The sequence below is a fragment of the Hyphomicrobium sp. B1 genome, assembly GCF_049532635.1.
Lineage (GTDB): Bacteria > Pseudomonadota > Alphaproteobacteria > Rhizobiales > Hyphomicrobiaceae > Hyphomicrobium_B.
Genome location: NZ_CP134871.1, coordinates 2,668,911 through 2,686,628, shown reverse-complemented (window position 1 = coordinate 2,686,628; position 17,718 = coordinate 2,668,911). Strand labels below are relative to the sequence as shown.

Below are 17,718 nucleotides of genomic sequence, written 5' to 3'. Positions count from 1 at the left end.
GGCCGGAATTGCTTGCGACTTTTGCGATAACCGCGCGTTGGTTGGTATTGAATTACGATGAAGCCATTTGCCGTCATTGCCGCTCTGTTCGCCTTCATCGCGGTCGCATACGTCGGCTCGCCTTTCGTGACGGCTTGGGGTATTCGCGAGGCGGTGCGCGACGGCGATTCCGATTATCTGGCAACGGCGATCGAGTGGCCAAGCGTGCGCGAAACGCTAAAGCCGGCCATTGCGCAGATCGCCTTGAGCCTTCCCGATAGCGAGAAATACGCGTCGGAGAAGCCAGGGTACTGGACACGCTTCAAGGCTTATTGGGGCCAGGGCGTCGTCGATGGTCTTGTCGATAAGTATGTGACGCCCGAAGGGCTGCCTAAACTTTTCAAACTTCGCCAGACCTATCGCAGCTATGTCGAGAGCGATGATGACGCGAGCAAGCTGCCGATCTTTGAGCGCGTTTCGCGAGCGTGGGCGCGTGTAAAGCGCGCCGAGTTCACGAGCCTGACAAGCTTCGAGATCGACATGGAAGACAAGCACGATGCGTCGCGTCTCTATCTCGGGAAGCTGGAATTACGCCTCACCGGCTGGAAGCTGACGTCGTTGCGCGTGAAGTTCCTGACGCCAGAGAAGAGCGCGGCGCAGAAATTCACCGATCTCAATTGAGATTTGCGCGGATGGCTACCTCTGAGCCACCTGCGGCAACAGCCAGCATTCCAACTGACGCATTCGAGATCCCGGCCTTCGCCGGGATGACCGATTGAGCAAACCTAAGCCGCGTCGCTCAAGCGTTTGAGGGCAGCGGAGAAGCGCTTGATCTCGGCTTCAAGCTCGGCCTTGCGCTCTTTCGCTTCCTCGATCGCCTCTTCCTTCGCGCGTTCGATGAACTGCGGGTTGGAGAGTTTCGCGTCCATCTTCTTCAGATCGCCTTCTGCGCCCTCGATCGCTTTCGCGAGGCGGCGTTTTTCGGCATCCATGTCGATGATGCCGGCGAGCGGCAGGGCCGCCGTCGTCTCGCCGGCGACAACGAGGGCTGCACCTTTCGGCGCGGCGTCTTCGAAGTCAATTTCATCGACGCGTGCGATGCGCCGCAGCGTCTCGTCGTTGCGGCGGACACGCTGACGCGTGACCTCATCGGCGCCGACGATGACGAGCGGAATTTTTGCGCCAGCGGGCACACTCATCTCGGTGCGGACCGAGCGGATTTCCGAGATGAGGTTGACGAGCCAGTTCACCTCGTTGACGGCATCGACTTCGACGAGACCATCGAGATTCGGCCATTGGCTGAGGCAGAGAAGCACATCGCGCTTCACGCCGTGCTCGACCATGTGCGCCCACAGCTCTTCGGTGATGAAGGGCATGAACGGGTGCAGCATCTTTAAGATCTGGTCGAGCGTCCAGGCCGTGACGGCGCGCGTCTCGGACTTCGCGTCTTCTTCATCGCCCGCGAGCACCGGCTTGATGAGTTCCAGATACCAGTCGCAGAACTGGCCCCAGACGAAATCGTAGATCGCGCCAGCTGCTTCATTGAACTTGTAGGCTTCAAGCGCGGCGGTGACGGCCTTCGACGTCAGCTCGGTTTCGCCGATGATCCATTTGTTGAACGTCTGCACCGCCGTCTTCGGATCGAAGTCGCGCTGGCGCACGCACTCGTTCATTTCGGCGAAACGCGAGGCGTTCCAGAGCTTGGTCGCGAAGTTGCGATAGCCTTCGACGCGCGATTTCGCGAGCTTGATGTCGCGGCCTTGCGCTGCCATCGCGGCGAGCGTGAAGCGCAGCGCGTCGGCGCCGAACTCGTCGATCAGGACGAGCGGGTCCATGACGTTGCCCTTCGACTTCGACATCTTTTGCCCCTTCTCGTCGCGGACGAGGGCATGGATGTAGACGTCTTTGAAGGGCACCTCCTTCATGAAGTGGAGGCCCATCATCATCATGCGGGCGACCCAAAAGAAGATGATGTCGAAGCCGGTGACGAGGACGGACGTCGGGTAATAGCGGTCAAGCTCCGGCGTATCGTCGGGCCAGCCGAGCGTCGAGAACGGCCACAGCGCGGACGAGAACCACGTGTCGAGCACGTCTTCGTCGCGGGTGAGCGCAACGTCGCTGCCGTAATGCTTATTCGCAAGAGCTTGTGCTTCTTCTTCGGTCGCGGCGACGAAGAACTTGCCGTCAGGCCCATACCACGCCGGGATCTGATGCCCCCACCACAGCTGGCGCGAGATGCACCAGGGTTGGATGTTGCGCATCCACTCGAAGTAGGTCTTTTCCCAGTTCTTCGGCACGAACACGGTCTTGCCGTTTTCGACGGCAGAGACGGCATTTTTTGCAAGCTCGCCCGCGTTGACGTACCACTGGTCCGTCAGCCACGGCTCGATGACGACGCCGGAACGGTCGCCGTGCGGAACGGTGTGGCCGGTCGGCTCGATCTTTTCGAGCAGGCCCAGCGCGTCGATATCAGAGACGACTTTCTTGCGCGCATCGAAACGGTCGAGACCGCGATAGGCTTCGGGCGCTTCGTCGTTGATCTTGCCGAAGGCGTCGAGAATGTTGATCTGCGCAAGGTCGTGACGCTTGCCGACTTCGAAGTCGTTGAAGTCGTGCGCGGGCGTGATCTTCACCGCGCCGGTGCCCTTCTCAGGGTCCGAGTATTCGTCGGCGACGATCGGAATTTCACGGCCGACCAGCGGCAGCTTTACCTTTGCGCCTGCCTTGATCAGCGCAGCGTAGCGCTCATCATCCGGATGCACCGCGACGCCGGTATCGCCCAGCATCGTCTCGGGACGCGTGGTGGCGACGACGATGTAATCCTTGTCGTAGCCCGGCACTTTCTTCGTGAGCGGATAGCGGAAATGGTACATGTGGCCGCTCGGATCTTTCGCGAGCACCTTTGCAAGCGCCGCCGCATCGAACGGCTCGCCGCTGTCTTTCGACCACGAGAATTTTCCGCGCGCTTCGACCTGCACGACTTCGAGATCGGAAATCGCGGTTTGGAACTTCGGGTCCCAGTTGACGAGGCGCTTATCCTTGTAGATCAGCCCTTCGTTGTAGAGCTGCACGAAGACCTTCACGACGGCCTTCGACAGGCCCTCGTCCATTGTGAAACGCTCGCGGCTCCAATCGCAGGAGGCGCCGAGACGCTTCAACTGCGTGATGATGGTGCCGCCGGATTCTTCCTTCCACGTCCAGACGCGCTTCAAGAACTCCTCGCGGCCAAGCTCGCGGCGCGACGGCTCTTTGTTGGCGGAGAGCTGGCGCTCAACGACCATTTGCGTTGCGATGCCCGCGTGATCGGTGCCCGGCTGCCAGAGCGTGTCGCGGCCGCGCATGCGCTCGAAACGGACGAGGATGTCTTGCAAGGTGTTGTTGAGGGCGTGCCCCATGTGGAGCGAGCCCGTCACGTTCGGCGGCGGGATGACGATCGAGTACGCCGCGTTCTTTCCGCCGGACGCGGCGCGCCCGGCCTTGAAGGCGTTGGCCTTCTCCCATTCGGAATTGATACGCGGCTCGATGTCGGCCGGTCGGAATGTCTTTTCAAGCATTGGAGGGAGCGTCGCTTTTCAGCTGTCAGGCCGTGATTTTCGGACCACGGTCGTAAGGCCGACCTTCGGCAGCTGTCAACCTTCGCTCCCTTCTACCCTGTCATCGCGCGTTTGCGACATGCCTCAGCGGCGCACGGGGCCGACGTGGGTCGGCCGGCCAGTTTCCGTCATAAGCGCCTTCTCGACAATTTTAGGCATGTTTTCCGACAGCCACTGGCGCAGGATCGGCCGCAGAAGCTGGGCCGCGGCGTCTTCGACATCGCCGCCGGATTCAGCACCAAACGGGAAATCCGGCAGGCGCGGCGGCTGGGCCATATCGGTCATTGGAGCGCGCGGCGCGGGCTCCGGTTCCGGCGGCGGTTCGGCAGCCTGCTGCGACATCGCGCTCATGCGGTTCATGCGGGTATCGAAGAACGACGGCATATTGCGTCTCTGGCTGTCGTTTTCAGCCGCAATCTTCTCGGCTGCGACCGACGAAATCTCTTTCTCCGCCTGCTCGCGCCGGACCGGCGGCGGTTCGATCATGCGGCCGTGGATCGGCTCGAATGGAATAACCGTGCGCGATCTCTCGCGCTCTGGTGGTGCTGATGCCAAAGCTTCACTTAGCCTCCCGAGTAAGTTGGGTCGCACGGAGGTCGGTTGGGCCGAAGACTTGAAGATCGCCGGCAGCTCGAAATCCGCAGCTTCTTCCGCGAGGGCGTTTCGGCCGCGCAATGCCGTCATGCGCGCCTCCCGCTTCTCGCTTTCGAACATGGGCGCGCGATCGGCAATACTCGTGCGGATCGAGGCCAGAATGTCCTCAACGTCGTGTTTCGCTCCGTTCATCTGTGTCATGACGCATCCTCTTCTGCGTACAAACTTCAAATCGCAGAACCGCGTCGGCAGCCCCGTTGTTGCCCCTCCGGTTCGTCGTAGCTGGATTGGAGATGTTCGCCGCAGCGCGCGTGCCCAACCCAGTGACGTCACGGGCAGCCGAACTTCGCACTTGTCGGTCGATGCGGCCCCCCGCTGGAGGCAACGCTAGGACGGGGTCGAGGCAACCGTGTGGCGAAAGTCACGTGCAAGAATAAAATTGTTGTAGGGCCCGTGATCTGACAAACCGCGCGTTATCGCGTCCTGGAGAGCACAGTCTCCGAGACGACGTTCTCCACTTCGGTCAATGGGCTAGTCGCGTGGGTTCTTTTGCCCAGGCAAGAGACGCTCAGACATTTCACGACGAAGCGCGCGCTCGACGATCTTCGGCATATTTTCGGCGAGCCACGTTTTGAGCAGCGGCCTGAGAAGATCGGCGACGGCATCTTCTATCTGGCGGTCAAGCGCTGTTTCCGATGTCGTCGCGGGAAGCGTCGAATGCAGAACCGTTTCGTCGCGCTTGTCGTCAATAGTCGGCGTCGCAGATGACGACGGCGGCTCGGGCGAGGCCGTGCGGGCAGCAATCGCGGCCCAGGGCGGCTCCGGCGCAGACTGCTGTGCCGCGGACGAACGCCGCTCGAGCGCGCTTTCGGCGGCCGGGGCGAACGTTTCCATCACGCTCGGCGGCGGTGGCGGCGCAGGCTGGAAGGCGTTTGCAAGCGGCTCCAGCTTGCGGGACGGACCCAGCGTCGCCGATACGCTTGGAACCGCGAAGGTAGGCCGTCCGCGCGGCGCAGGCGCTTCCGGCTCGGACTTCGGCGGAGGCGCTGCGATTGGCGATGCCGTCATCGCCGCTGGCGAGACGGCTTTTTCAGCCGGGCTGGCGCTTTGCGGCCCGAACGGGCCGAAATACGGAGCGCTCCCAAACGGATTGTTTGCCTCAACCGGTTTCGGTTCAGGAGATGTGACGCGCGGCGCAGGGTGCGGCGGCTCTTCGGAGGCAGGTTCCGAAGTGCGGAGCTGCTGCGGCGCCGGAGCGACGGGTTCGAATTTCGGCAGCGGCGCGGGCTCTACGGGAGCGGATGCTTGCGGTGACGGCGTGGCCTTTGCGACGGGAGCTGGCTCCGCCTCCGCAGCAGGAGCCGATGTGGTCTTCGGCGTAGGCGCTGACGCTTCCTGCGTTTCGGTTTTCTGCTGCGGCGGAGCGGGCTTCGGCGCAAACGGCGATGGGCCAAGATCGAACGCGAATGGATCGCTGGTCTCTGGTTTCGACGCCGTGTCTTTCGCCGCTTCCGCCGAGGCTGTTTCTTCTGCCTCGATTTTCGGCTCGTCGGGCTTTGCGGCCGTTTCGTCTGCTTGCGCCTTCGCGCGGCCCTGGCGGAGCGCGTTAAGGTCCTCGCTCAGGAGTTCCGTCAACTGCGCTTCAATAATGCTTGCGGTATCGGTCTTGCTGACGGACTTGGCGGCTGCGGGCTCAGGCTCGACCTTGAGAATTGCAGGCGAGTCTTCCTTGACGATCGGAAGCGCCTCCTCGACGGGCACAACCTCGACCGTTTCGATCGTCACGGACCGAGCGGCCGCAATCTGAGCGTCGATCGAAAGCGTGTCGCTGCGCGAGATGGACGGCTGCGATGATGCGGACGACTGCGGCTCGGCCTTGAATTCGTTCGTCGGCGCAGATTCAGTCAACCGTTCGTCACCGCGCGCCCGGAAGGGCTCTCGCGTCGACGCCGCGTCACGATCGCGAAGAGAGGGCGAAACTCTGTCGAAGGGCGACGGTTCATCACGCGGACGAAGCCGCGACGATGGCGAAAGGTCAGCGCGCTCCGCCGCAGCAGAACGCGGACCTCCAAACGGCGCATCTGTGTCTTTCCGCGTCTCAGGCTCCGAGGGCGGCGGCGATTTCAAAAAAGCCTCCCGCGACATGAACCCGCGCTGCGGTGTCGGCGCTGGAGCCTGGGTCGGCTGAGGCGAGGCTGATTTCGGCGCTGGCGAATAGGGCGTGCCTGGTTTGGGTGCCGCCGATGGCGCTCTTAGGCCGGATGAATCCTCCGCAATGATCTTGCGGATCGAGGCGAGGATCTCCTCCATGCTCGGCTCAGAGTTGGATTCAAGTCTCGACATACCCTACCTTTTTCGCAACTGAGCCGCCCGCATGCGCGAGCGTACGCGATGACTGCACCATAAAGGCCCGGTGTTTCGCCTAGAATCATCGCGCCATCAACGATTGCCATAATGGTGGCAGGTTGCGGAAAAACCGCAACAATCTCCGCCGAAGTTATCCCCGGAGAGCGGCACTCTCAAGGCGGCGAGGGGACGCTGAAATGCAAAAAAGCATCAAGGCCGGAAAAATCCGGCCTCGATAAACCCTTGAGAACTCTATCCGGCTACTTGGCCGGTGCGACATCCACGTGTTCCCGGCGGCCGTCGCCGTGGGTGATATCGATACCCCACCACTTGCTACGAACCTGCTGGTAGTGGACTTCGGGATTGTAGACGGCCGTTGCGGCGCCGACTTCCGAGACGCTGAGGCGTCCGATTGCCGAAACCAGCGTATACGACGCGACGAGAATGTTGCGCTTCGTGGTCTCGAGGTTGACCTGGGACTGCAGCAATTCCTGCTGTGCGTTCAAGACGTCGAGAACCGTACGCTGACCGACCCGCTCTTCTTCGCGGACGCCGTTCAAAGCGGTGGTGTTGGCAACAATCGACGCCTTGTCCGATTCAGCCTGGGCCTTGAAGCCGACGAGCTGCGACCAAGCCTGAACCACCTGCGATTGGGCCGAAGCACGCTGCACCTCAATCTGCTGAAGCGCAGCAATATGGTTGTGCTTGGCTTGGCGAACCTGAGCGAAGACTTCGCCGCCCTGCGCATAAAGCGGAACAGTAACGCTGGCGACAACGGATGCGGACGTTCCTTGATCGATGCCTTCCGACCCGTCGTACTGATCGGTGTAGTTGGCTTCGAGTTGCGCCTGGGGCAGCAACTGGCCACGAACCTGATCGACTGTGTAGCGGGCGGCCTGTTCCGAATAGAGCGCCTGCACGACGATCGGATTTTCTTTCGTACCGATCGCGATAGCGTCCTGCAGCGTTCGCGGCACAAGCTTGGTGTTCGGATTGGCCTCAATCAAGTTGTAAGGCGGATGGCCAACGACCTGCTCAAAGATCGCACGGCTCGACTTCAAATTGGCGCGCGCCTGATCGAGGTCCGACTGACCGAGAGCGCGGCGAGCTTCCGACTGCGCAACGTCCGTCTTCGTCACTTCACCGACGGCGAAACGGTCTCTTTGAGCTTTCAGTTCGGCGTCGAGAAACTTGAGGTTGTTTTCATTCAGCTTGACGATCGCCTGATCACGGGTGACGTCGCCGTAGGCTGTCACCGCATCGAGCAGAACTTGCTGTTCGGTGCTCCGCAACGTTTCACGGCCGGCGCGGTCATTCGCTTCGGCCGCGTTGACGGCGTTGGTGACCTGAAACCCCGTGAACAGCGGCTGCACGAGATCAATTGCATATCCACGCGGCGAGCCGACGTTCGTCCCCGTCGCTCCTGGCACCGGAGAGACCGTTCTCGTGCGCTCACGGCCGACATTCGCCGAGGCGTTGATGTCGGGCCGATAGCCGGAGTTCGCACGAGCAATGTCTTCGTCTCGCGCACGCTGCTGGGCGCGGGCCGCATCGAGCGTCGGGCTGTACTGGTACGTCGCTGAGAGCGTATCGATCAGCGTCTCGGCGCTGACGTCAGTCGAAAAAGCGGCATAGGCCGCTAAAGCGATGAATGTAGTCAACGCGCGACGTTGGACCGAAGTCACGTCGCGACGGGACAATTGATTTGATTTTGTCTTAGCCAATTGTGTGCACCTGCATTCCACTCGCTGCCCCGAACAAGCGAGCGGACCCCCGTTTGTAACCCGTCTAGCCGATTCGATCCCGACCGACTAAAGGGTTTCCCCTTCATAAACGCACTGCGTAATCTATGGCGGTATTTACGTCACGCCAGTGTTCGCCTGCGCTTTTGTTTGTAAGCGTTGCAGGAAATGCACTTCCCTGTCTTTCTTCAAAAGCTTCGGCGATCCGTTTTCCAGCGCAACTCTGCATCAGCTCGGTCAAAAGACCTCCGACTGTGCCCCCTTTGCACCAGAAATCCCCATTTAGAATACAAAAGCAGGCCGCTCGACCGAGAAGCCAGCGAGCGGCAAAGCCGACGCCTGGAACCCCTCACGCAGAGCGAAGATTCCTCCCCGCTTATGAAACTCGACGGCCTTGCCGATCCGGTCATTCGTTGCGATGGCGACTAAACGGCCGTTCTCGCGAACCTGCGGTTTCAGCGTCTCAGGCACTTGCTCGATCCCGCCTTCGACAAGGACGACATCATATGGTGCCTTGGCCGACCAGCCAGCGGCTGCCGGGCCAGATACGGCGATAGCGTTCGTGATGCCGTTCGCCGCAAACGCCGCCTGAGCGGTCTTGGCGCTTTCCTCATCAGGCAACAGTGCGACGACCTTGGCCGCGAACTGCGAGACGAGTGCCGCGCCATAACCGGCTTCACCGATGACGAGGATATTGTCGGCCTCTTCGATCTCGGCCAATTGAATGAGCTTGGCGAGAACGCGCGGCGCCAGCACCTCGCGTCCGGGCGCGATCATCAAACTTTCGTCGCTATACGCCAAGTCTGCGAGCTTCGCGGGCAGAAAGGCTTCGCGCGGAATGACCGTCATGGCCGCCGTGATGCGCCTGTCCGTCACGTCACTCGGGCGGATTTGGCTTTCGACCATATTCTTGCGTTGCAAAGCAGTGTTCGTCACGCTTGTCTCCGCGCCCGAGTTCTTGCCTGTGTTAAATCTTTCTATACGCAGTCCATGAGCCTAGCGCGACTGGAAAGCGGTCGCATGTGGGCGGTTTGCAACGCTTATCTACGGTACTCACTGACTAATTTGCCCCTGGGGGAGGAAACATCCGCGTGCCGGCCACGTGGGCCTTGCTCCGGTTGCGTCTCGAACCCTGGCGAGGCAGCCTCATCCGAAACAATTTCAATCGATCTTCGTAACGGCTTGTAAGAAGCGCGGCGTCTGTGTTAGACGGCCCGTTCGATCGATTGGCGCCCGGATTGCACGACCACATTGCGGTCTGGAGAGGCGGTTGGACGAATACGAGTGGGGCCACGTGGCGGAGTGGTGACGCAGCGGATTGCAAATCCGTGAACGCCGGTTCAATTCCGGCCGTGGCCTCCAAGCGTGCTTCGACTTGTCGCCGTCCGGCGTCGTTGGATGCGCTAAAGAAAATCGAGCTAGCCTCTCGCCAGCGCAGACTCGTTCTGCTATGCGGGGCGCTTTCCGGGCACAGCCCCGGTATTCCGCGGTAGCTCAGTGGTAGAGCGTCCGACTGTTAATCGGATGGTCGTAGGTTCGAGCCCTACCCGCGGAGCCAAAAAATCGCATTTTTCAACGTCTTATCTGAATGCAGGATCACGCCTCTCTGGCGCTGAGCACCGATGTCAAGCCGGAAGTATGTTCAGCCGAGTTTTGGTTGGCTGGCCTAACGGTAAAAACATCCAATCGGCTAGGTATGAGCCTCCCGCGAAGTCACATCGTGGCTCTCGTTGAGAGAGGCCGTATTCGAATGGGGGCGGATAGAGGCGCGCCTACGGGAACGAGGTCTCGTTGTGACCTCGTCGGACTAGGTCGGATGACATCGAACGTCGCACTACCGCCAAGTTTCAGGTGGGAGGATTCAAATGAACCCGCGCGGAACGCTTCATCTGCTCATCGGCCCGGTCGGAGCCGGCAAAACCACCTACGCCTGCCAGTGCGTCGCAAGATCAGGCGGCGTATTCTTGGATCTCGATAGCTCCATGGTTCGGTTGTATGGCGCGGACACGCGTCCGACGAACGAAGTTATCGACTGGTACATTGAGCGCCGGGAGCGTTGCCGTGGCCTACTTTGGGATGTTTCTGTCAGCATACTGGCCGTGGGTATCGATGTGCTCCTTGAGATCGGCTTGGTAAGCGCGAAAGAGCGCTACGCCTTTTATGATAAAGCGCGCGCACAGGATTTGCCTCTTCGCGTTCACTTGTTGGATGCGCCGCGCAACGAGCGGCGGGAGCGGGTAGCGCGACGCAATCAATATCCTCAGCCCTTCACCCAGATTGTCCCGCCGGCCCTGTTTGAAGCAGCGTCCGACGCTTGGGAGCATCCCTCCGAAGCGGAGTGCGAAGCTTGGGAGTTGATCGACGTCGCCGCCGTAGACCGCTTATAGCCCTAGGCAGCAGAAACCGCGTCGTCGGCGGTTAAAGTCAGCACGGCATAACGATGCGGGGCAGCGCTACCTCCCGCGTGGCCCTGTGGAAGGCGCTACGCCCACGTCGTGTCGTCGATGATGATAAACTGTCCGTCAGGGCTCTCGTCGCGGGCAAACTTGATTGCGGCTTGGCGCGAGCGAAATAGACCTGCCTTGCTGCCTTCGTCGTTGCGAATTTCCCACGACCCCGACCGATGAGCGATCATATGGAATATCTGTGCGGCCGGACTATCGTGCGTGGGACCGATGGCATGGCCCTTATTCCGCAGGTCTTCCTCGGCGACATCCGTGGGAGGGTTCACAACACTGCCTCTCGCGCGATCCGTGATCGATGTCAGTTCGATCAAACGGGCTTGGCAAAAGAGGGCGGCTGAGTCATGTCGATCTGCGCTTTCAGAATTAGACTTAAATAGCATCTGCAGCCTCCGAACGCGTCATCATCACCACTTTCATTTCGGGTGACCAATGTTCGAAAGCCATGCGGGGCACCGGGTCATCTCCTAAGGATCCCATAAGAACCCTGGCGGCCGCTTGGCGCTCGGAATAACAACGCACAAAAAGGCCGGACGCCGTTCGTAGCAAAGTCGTCCGACCTTTCTGGCTAGCGGCCATTAAAGAAGCTTGGCCGCAATCAGCTGCCGTGTTTTGGCGGTGGGGCGCCTCGAAACGTTGTGGGGATATGGTTCACGCCCATCGACTCGAAGCGCGGATTTGAGACCGAACCGTTGGTTGGATGATATGCAGTTGTGATAACGCCTGCCGCAACCATCAGCGCGACGACCGCGAACAAGTTGTACGCGATCTTGCGGGCCGCGCCCTTATCGCTGTCTTGTCGATCCCAAGTGTTACGCCCAATCAGTACTATGCCTGGATATGTCATGGCTCATCTCCTTTCGTGACGAAGAGGTAGCGATGGCCATATTTGGAATCGAGAAGGCGGAAGGGGCGACGTTATAGGAATGGCATAATGGCTTGCCGCCGCAGTCGAAACGGAACGGAACGGAACGTCGAGGCATCAAACGGCCTATTCCCGCAAGCCCAGAGCGGCCGTCCTCCCTCTCAGGAAGACGGCGCCGATTTTGAAGGCTCAAATTTCGCGAATGGCACCCCGGGAAGCGCTGGTCGCCATGCTGGCGTAGGCTTTCAGAGCCTTCGAAACCTTACGCGTTCGGGCTTCTGCGGGCTTCCAGCCGATCCGCTCCTGCGCGGCCCGACGCTTTGCCATTTCCTCGTCGCTGATCGCGAGATGAATGCGGCGCTCGGGGATGTCGATCTGAATCTCGTCGCCTTCCTGCACGAGCGCGATAGCGCCGCCGGCTGCCGCCTCTGGCGATACGTGGCCGATCGACAAGCCCGACGATCCGCCTGAAAAGCGCCCGTCCGTAACGAGGGCACAAGCCTTGCCGAGGCCTTTCGATTTCAGATAGCTCGTAGGATAGAGCATCTCTTGCATGCCAGGTCCGCCGCGCGGTCCCTCATAACGGATCAGCACGATATCGCCCGGCTTAACCCGGCCGCCGAGGATGTCTGACACGGCCGAATCCTGGCTTTCGAAAACGCGGGCACGTCCGGTGAACTTCAGGATGCTGTCGTCGACGCCCGCGGTTTTCACGATGCAGCCGTCTTCGGCGAGATTGCCGAACAGTACGGCCAAGCCGCCGTCTTGCGAGAAAGCATGAGCCTTGTCGCGAATGACCCCCTTCGTGCGATCGAGGTCGAGTTCGGCGTAGCGGCGATCCTGGCTGAATGCGACCTGCGTCGGCACGCCTCCGGGCGATGCGAGATAAAAATCTGCGACCGTCTCACTGTTGGACTGAGCGACGTCCCAGTGCGACAGGGCCTCACCCAGGGTGGCGGCGTGGACGGTCGGAACGTCGGTGTGGAGCAGGCCCGCACGATCGAGTTCGCCGAGGATCGCCATGATGCCACCCGCGCGATGAACGTCTTCCATGTGCACGTCGGACTTCGCGGGCGCGACCTTGCACAGGCATGGCACGCGGCGCGACAGCCGATCGATGTCGCTCATCGTGAACGGCACTTCGGCTTCCTGCGCAGCGGCAAGCAAATGCAGCACCGTGTTCGTCGATCCGCCCATCGAAATGTCGAGCGTCATAGCGTTCTCGAAGGCGGCAAAGCCTGCAATGGTCCGCGGTAGTGCTGTCTCGTCATTCTGCTCGTAATAGCGGCGGGTCAGATCGACGATGAGATGGCCAGCTTCAACGAACAATCGCTTGCGACCAGCATGCGTCGCGACGATTGAGCCGTTGCCGGGCAGCGAAAGGCCGAGCGCTTCGGTCAAGCAGTTCATCGAGTTCGCGGTGAACATGCCCGAGCACGAACCGCACGTCGGACAGGCGGAACGCTCCATCGCCATGACGGCCTCGTTGGACACGCGATCGTCGGCGGCAGCGACCATCGCGTCGACAAGGTCGATCGCGGTCTCCTTGCCGTCGTGGACGACCTTTCCGGCTTCCATCGGTCCACCCGAAACGAACACGGTCGGAATGTTGAGCCGCAGGCTCGCCATCAGCATGCCGGGCGTAATCTTATCGCAATTGGAAATGCAGACCATGGCGTCAGCGCAATGGGCGTTGACCATGTATTCGACGCTGTCGGCAATCAGCTCGCGAGAGGGGAGCGAATAGAGCATGCCGTCGTGGCCCATCGCGATGCCGTCATCGACGGCGATGGTGTTGAACTCTTTCGCGACCCCGCCTGCGCGTTCGATTTCACGCGCCACGAGCTGTCCGAGATCCTTGAGATGCACATGCCCCGGAACGAACTGCGTGAACGAGTTGACGACGGCAATGATCGGCTTGCCAAAATCCTCGTCCTTCATGCCGGTTGCGCGCCATAGGCCGCGCGCTCCAGCCATGTTTCTGCCGTGAGTGGTCGTCCTGGAACGATAAGGAGGCATATCGAGGGTCTTTCTCGTAATGGGCTCGTAAGGGTCGTCTGGAGATCAAGCGGACGATGGCTCGCCATCCCGGCCGCTTTTCGTGGGCTGGCCAATAGCATAACTGGCGCCGAATGCCGAAGATAACAGGGTCTCGCGCCGAGCGCCAATGACGCAGCGGCGGTCGCCGCCTCCCGCGAGAACTGCTTGTCGGCAGGCCCGAATGCATTGCAGCGATGCCGCATTAAGCAGAAGCGTCCGGAAGGTCAAATTACATAGCGAATTTGCCGTCTGAGCTCTGGGATTTACCGTACCCTGCTCGGAAAATCTGTCCGGCCTTTTCGGACAGCACCGACACGCCGGCGGAGCGTCGTGGGAGTCTGCACGGCGGTCGGATATCATGGCGCCGGTGGCAACGCTCTGACAGATCGGCAGATCGAAGACGTCTCCGAAATTTGCGAGAGGCGAGAGATACAATGATACATTTGCGCGGAGGCGCTCGATCGCGAAAGATCTGACGGCCGAGCAAATGCATTCTCTAGCGCAATACTATGGGATGAGCGCGGAAACGAAATAGGTCCTGGGGCGTACCGTCAATCGGCAGAGAAAAGCCCCGGCCTGACTTCAGGGGATTTCGGCCGGGGCTCCTGATGGTCTGCATAGAGAGCGTCAGGGTGCGACGACTCGTCATAGTTGTCCAGCTACTCTTTTCTTCTCGCGCTGTCTCTCCACCGCTCATTGTCTTCTGCTGGAGACTGGCACAAGCGACCCAGCGTACAAGTTCGGCTGCCTTTCGCCCGCCCGAATACGGCATCTTCTGCAATGACAGAGACAATCGGCGTATGCTAGGTCCGGCTCAGCTGGGAGCCTCATGTCGATTTAAATTCCATATGCGCCTTTTCCCCTTCGGCCAGAAACGCAGACCGCTCAGATGGGCTGTTGCCGTTATCCGCGTTTACCGGGGGTCCCTGCGCAAGCTTCTCCGCGACAACACCTTTATCCTGGTCGTCGCAGCAGCGTGTGTCGGCGCGGCCAGCGGCGCCATCGCTTCGCTGATGATCCTCATCTCGGAAACCGCGCACCAATATCTCTTTGGGCTTAATGCGGGAGAGCGGCTCAGCTCGGCATTGGACCTTTCTCCCACCCAGGTGATCTTCATCGTAACCCTGGGCGGCGTCCTTGTCGGCGCAACGTACTTGCACCAGTCGCGGCTGAGGCATGTGATCGTCGACCCGATCGAAGCCAACGCGCTTTACGGCGGCCGCATGTCGTTCAGGGACAGCGCGTTCGTGGCCTTGCAGTCGCTGCTATCGAGCGGCTTCGGCCTGTCGCTCGGGATCGAAGGCGGCTTTACGCAGGCTGCCGGAGCCGTCGGCTCGAAAGTCGGACAATTCTTGAACCGTCGTCGTCACGACGTGCGCATGCTCGTCGGCGCAGGATGCGCAGGCGGCATCGCGGGAGCCTTTGCGGCGCCGTTCGCAGGAGCCGCTTATGGCTTCGAACTCATCGTCGGCAGCTATACCGTCGCGACGCTGTCACCCGTCGTTGCGGCGGCCGTGGCGGGACATCTGGCGTCGCGACTTTTGGTCGGCCACTCCTATCACATTCCGCTCAATCCAAATGGCTTTGGCAGCGATGGTTACGCCATTCTGGCACTGTTTCTCGGCGTCGCTTGCGGACTACTGTCGGTCGGTTTGATGCGCTGCGTGACGGGTGTCGAGCGCATATTCCGACAGAGCAAAATGCGTGACGTCTTCCGGCCATGGGCTGGCGGCCTGCTGGTCGGTTTAATGGCCATTTTCGTGCCGCATCTGCTCGGCTCCGGCCACGATGCGATGGCGCTGATCCTGAATAACGAATGGCCGGTAAAGCTGTTGGCCGTCGTACTGGCTGGCAAGATTGTGGCTTCGGCGCTGTCGCTCGGCTCGGGGTTTCGTGGCGGCCTGTTCTCGACATCGCTCTTCCTCGGGGCCGTCACGGGCGCCATTGCCGGAAACGTCGGCGTGATGGCCGGCGTGGTCGCGCCGAACGATGTGGCGATCATCAGCCTTGTCGGCATGGCAAGCTTTGGCGCTGCAGTCGTCGGAGCACCGATGGCGATGGCGCTGCTCGCGATCGAAGTTACCGGCGACTTGACGGTCGTCGAACCTGTTCTGCTCGGTGTTCTGGCCGCGACACTGACCGTCAGGCAAGTGTTCGGATACTCGTTTGCGACGTGGCGTTTTCATCTGCGCGGCGAAGCGATCCTCGGCGGCGAAGACGTCGGCTGGGCACGGCAGACGACGGCCCGCGATCTGATGCGGCGCGATTTGAATACAGTGCCGATCAGCATGTCGCTCGCCGACTTTTGCGCACGCTTTCCTGTCGGCTCGACGAAGTACGTAGCGGTCGCGGACCAAAAGGCGGCGTACGTTGGCCTCCTTGATGTCGCTGCCTTGCATGTCGACCAATTGAACGACAATCCGGGCAGCACGCTGGAAGACCTGAAGTCGTCGCTTGAGCATAGCAATGACTGGGTGATGGCCTCGACGCGCTTCGACATGCTCGTGCAGTTATTTGAACAGCGCGAAACAGAGCGACTGGTCATCGTCGACAACGAAACGTCGAGGCACGCCTTGGGCTACATCACGGAAGCGTTCGCGCTCCGGCGCTATCGCCAGGAGCTCGAAGCCCGTCAGCGCGAGATCTTCGGCAACTAGCCGAGACCATATCGTCTATTCAGCAGCCGCGAGCGGACCGCTATAGGGCGCGCGCTTGGCGCGTTCGGGATACGTCCCTTTCAGCCGGGCAGCAACGTAGCGCTGAATAAGCCAGACCGGTTCCTCGAGATGACTGAGGCGCCCCTGCACGACTTTCCGTGACGCTAACCCGCGCTGCACGCCGACGTTCACGAGCATGTCTTCCTTGTGAAAGTCGCTCAGCATCTTGGTTTCGGCAGCGAGTGTCTCAGCGTAGTCGGGCGCGGCCATCGCGGCCTTCGTGACGAGCGTCATTGTCTGCAGCTTGCACTTTCCGGCCGATAGCGGCAGCAGCCGATACCACAGCACGCGGTCGTGCGTTGTCAGAAGCATGAAGCAGGGAAAGCCGACATAAAGCCCCCATTCGACCTGATCCTCAATCGAAAGACCGGAGATCGGCGAAAAACCGGGTAGCGTTTCGCCTTTGGCCAGTGCCTCCTCCATCTCCTCGCGAATGCGTTCCTTGAAGGGAAGATGGGCGCGAATGAAATGCGGGTGCTCGGGCTCGCTCCAGGTGTTTTGGCCAGGCATCGTGCGATTGAGCGTTTCGGCGTGCGCACCGATGTGATGATAGGATTCCATCCAATTCTCGATCATCACCTTCCAGTTGAAGTCGCACTCCCAGTCGAGCGTGATGACGACCTCCATGTCTTCCGTGTTCCATGGCGCGAGCATCGTCGCGAGGTCTTTATATTGCTCGGCGACAGGCGCCGCGTTGCCGTCGAAGTTGACGAAGACGAAGCCCTTCCAGACTTCGGTACGGAAACCCGCGAGCTGCCAGTCGTCCTTTTTGAAATCCTCGACGCGCTGCATGTGCGGACAGCCCTTGAGATGCCCATCGAGATCGAACGCCCAAAGATGGTAAGGGCACGTCAGACGCTTCGCGGTGCCACGGCGCGGAAAATCAAAGCCCTCCGGGATGATGTCCATAGAGCGATGGGGGCAAACGCGCGACAGCACGTGGATCTGATCGCGTTCGTCGCGCGTCACGACCAGCGGTTCACCAAGCAGATCGACGGCGAGAAAGCTGCCTGGCTCCTTGAGCTCGGAGACATGCGCGACGCAAAGCCAGCCGGTCTCAAGAACGCGCTTGGCTTCGAAGGCGAAATAATCCTCGTCGGTATAGGCTGCCGGAGGAAACGTCACCGCACGGGCCAGCGGCTGCGCGGCCGCCTGCTCGATTTTAGCGGTGATCGTCGCGAGCTTGTCGGCAATTGTTTCCGTCGAGGAAAACCCGACGATATTTGAAGGGGACATGGAATTTCGATCCTTTCCCGGGAGGTCGAATTCGACTGATGAAGGCGCGCGCATCATCAGCGGCCGGGCCGAGACCGGGAACCCATCGCTTTACAATCTGTGACATAAATAGAATTTATGAGTGGGTTGGCTCGATCAAGAGTG

The 17,718-nt window shown here is 60.6% G+C and carries 11 protein-coding genes and 2 tRNA genes; 5 read left to right on the top strand and 8 right to left on the bottom strand.

The genetic code is table 11. The features are described 5' to 3' along the window. Positions 1-57: 57 nt before the first annotated feature. Positions 58-660: a DUF2939 domain-containing protein gene (locus RLW55_RS12770; RefSeq protein WP_423414395.1), complete on the top strand. Its 603-nt coding sequence runs from the start codon at positions 58-60 to the stop codon at positions 658-660. A 104-nt stretch (positions 661-764) separates the two neighbouring features. Here the strand turns inward: RLW55_RS12770 and RLW55_RS12765 are convergent, their stop codons facing one another. From RLW55_RS12765 to RLW55_RS12745, 5 genes are all read right to left on the bottom strand, one after another. Further along, positions 765-3,533: a valine--tRNA ligase gene (locus RLW55_RS12765; protein ID WP_423414394.1), complete on the bottom strand. Its 2,769-nt coding sequence runs from the start codon at positions 3,531-3,533 to the stop codon at positions 765-767. 123 nt (positions 3,534-3,656) lie between these two features. Next, entirely contained in the window at positions 3,657-4,367 is a 711-nt protein-coding gene (locus RLW55_RS12760; RefSeq protein ID WP_423414393.1) for a DUF2497 domain-containing protein, read from the bottom strand. Positions 4,368-4,697: 330 nt separating this feature from the next. After that, positions 4,698-6,509 carry a DUF2497 domain-containing protein gene (locus tag RLW55_RS12755; RefSeq protein ID WP_423414392.1) on the bottom strand — a complete coding sequence of 604 codons (1,812 nt, stop codon included), beginning with the start codon at positions 6,507-6,509 and terminating at the stop codon, positions 4,698-4,700. Between the two features lie 263 nt (positions 6,510-6,772). After that, the gene (locus RLW55_RS12750) at positions 6,773-8,173 is read right to left on the bottom strand and encodes a TolC family outer membrane protein (RefSeq protein ID WP_409560456.1); all 1,401 of its coding nucleotides are present in this window, start codon (positions 8,171-8,173) and stop codon (positions 6,773-6,775) included. Between the two features lie 363 nt (positions 8,174-8,536). Then, complete coding sequence (locus RLW55_RS12745) at positions 8,537-9,190, bottom strand: protein-L-isoaspartate O-methyltransferase family protein (protein WP_423414391.1); 654 nt, start codon at positions 9,188-9,190, stop codon at positions 8,537-8,539. Positions 9,191-9,542: 352 nt separating this feature from the next. On the opposite strand from RLW55_RS12745, the gene RLW55_RS12740 reads away from it, so the two are divergent. The 3 genes from RLW55_RS12740 (at position 9,543) to RLW55_RS12730 (ending at position 10,641) form a co-directional block, all read left to right on the top strand. Continuing rightward, a tRNA-Cys gene (locus tag RLW55_RS12740) sits at positions 9,543-9,616 on the top strand. 121 nt (positions 9,617-9,737) lie between these two features. Beyond that, positions 9,738-9,812, top strand: a tRNA-Asn gene (locus RLW55_RS12735). 307 nt (positions 9,813-10,119) lie between these two features. Further along, entirely contained in the window at positions 10,120-10,641 is a 522-nt protein-coding gene (locus RLW55_RS12730; protein ID WP_423414390.1) for an AAA family ATPase, read from the top strand. A gap of 95 nt (positions 10,642-10,736) precedes the next feature. On the opposite strand, the gene RLW55_RS12725 is transcribed toward RLW55_RS12730, so the two are convergent. Together RLW55_RS12725 and ilvD are read right to left on the bottom strand one after the other, a co-directional pair. Next, positions 10,737-10,985 (bottom strand): hypothetical protein, encoded by a 249-nt coding sequence (locus tag RLW55_RS12725; RefSeq protein WP_409560459.1) that lies wholly within the window; start codon positions 10,983-10,985, stop codon positions 10,737-10,739. Between the two features lie 785 nt (positions 10,986-11,770). Continuing rightward, the gene (gene ilvD, locus RLW55_RS12720) at positions 11,771-13,600 is read right to left on the bottom strand and encodes a dihydroxy-acid dehydratase (protein WP_423414389.1); all 1,830 of its coding nucleotides are present in this window, start codon (positions 13,598-13,600) and stop codon (positions 11,771-11,773) included. Between the two features lie 869 nt (positions 13,601-14,469). On the opposite strand from ilvD, the gene RLW55_RS12715 reads away from it, so the two are divergent. Continuing rightward, positions 14,470-16,278 carry a chloride channel protein gene (locus RLW55_RS12715; RefSeq protein WP_409560462.1) on the top strand — a complete coding sequence of 603 codons (1,809 nt, stop codon included), beginning with the start codon at positions 14,470-14,472 and terminating at the stop codon, positions 16,276-16,278. A gap of 15 nt (positions 16,279-16,293) precedes the next feature. Here RLW55_RS12715 and RLW55_RS12710 read toward each other — a convergent pair whose 3' ends face one another. Beyond that, the gene (locus tag RLW55_RS12710; protein ID WP_423414388.1) at positions 16,294-17,574 is read right to left on the bottom strand and encodes an aromatic ring-hydroxylating oxygenase subunit alpha; all 1,281 of its coding nucleotides are present in this window, start codon (positions 17,572-17,574) and stop codon (positions 16,294-16,296) included. Between the last annotated feature and the right edge of the window lie 144 nt (positions 17,575-17,718).

Excerpts from the sequence above, each read along its gene's own strand:
- RLW55_RS12770 (WP_423414395.1), top strand. The coding sequence starts at position 58 with ATGAAGCCATTTGCCGTCATTGCCGCTCTGTTCGCCTTCATCGCGGTC.
- RLW55_RS12765 (WP_423414394.1), bottom strand. The coding sequence starts at position 3,533 with ATGCTTGAAAAGACATTCCGACCGGCCGACATCGAGCCGCGTATCAAT.
- RLW55_RS12760 (WP_423414393.1), bottom strand. The coding sequence starts at position 4,367 with ATGACACAGATGAACGGAGCGAAACACGACGTTGAGGACATTCTGGCC.
- RLW55_RS12755 (WP_423414392.1), bottom strand. The coding sequence starts at position 6,509 with ATGTCGAGACTTGAATCCAACTCTGAGCCGAGCATGGAGGAGATCCTC.
- RLW55_RS12730 (WP_423414390.1), top strand. The coding sequence starts at position 10,120 with ATGAACCCGCGCGGAACGCTTCATCTGCTCATCGGCCCGGTCGGAGCC.
- ilvD (WP_423414389.1), bottom strand. The coding sequence starts at position 13,600 with ATGCCTCCTTATCGTTCCAGGACGACCACTCACGGCAGAAACATGGCT.
- RLW55_RS12715 (WP_409560462.1), top strand. The coding sequence starts at position 14,470 with ATGCGCCTTTTCCCCTTCGGCCAGAAACGCAGACCGCTCAGATGGGCT.
- RLW55_RS12710 (WP_423414388.1), bottom strand. The coding sequence starts at position 17,574 with ATGTCCCCTTCAAATATCGTCGGGTTTTCCTCGACGGAAACAATTGCC.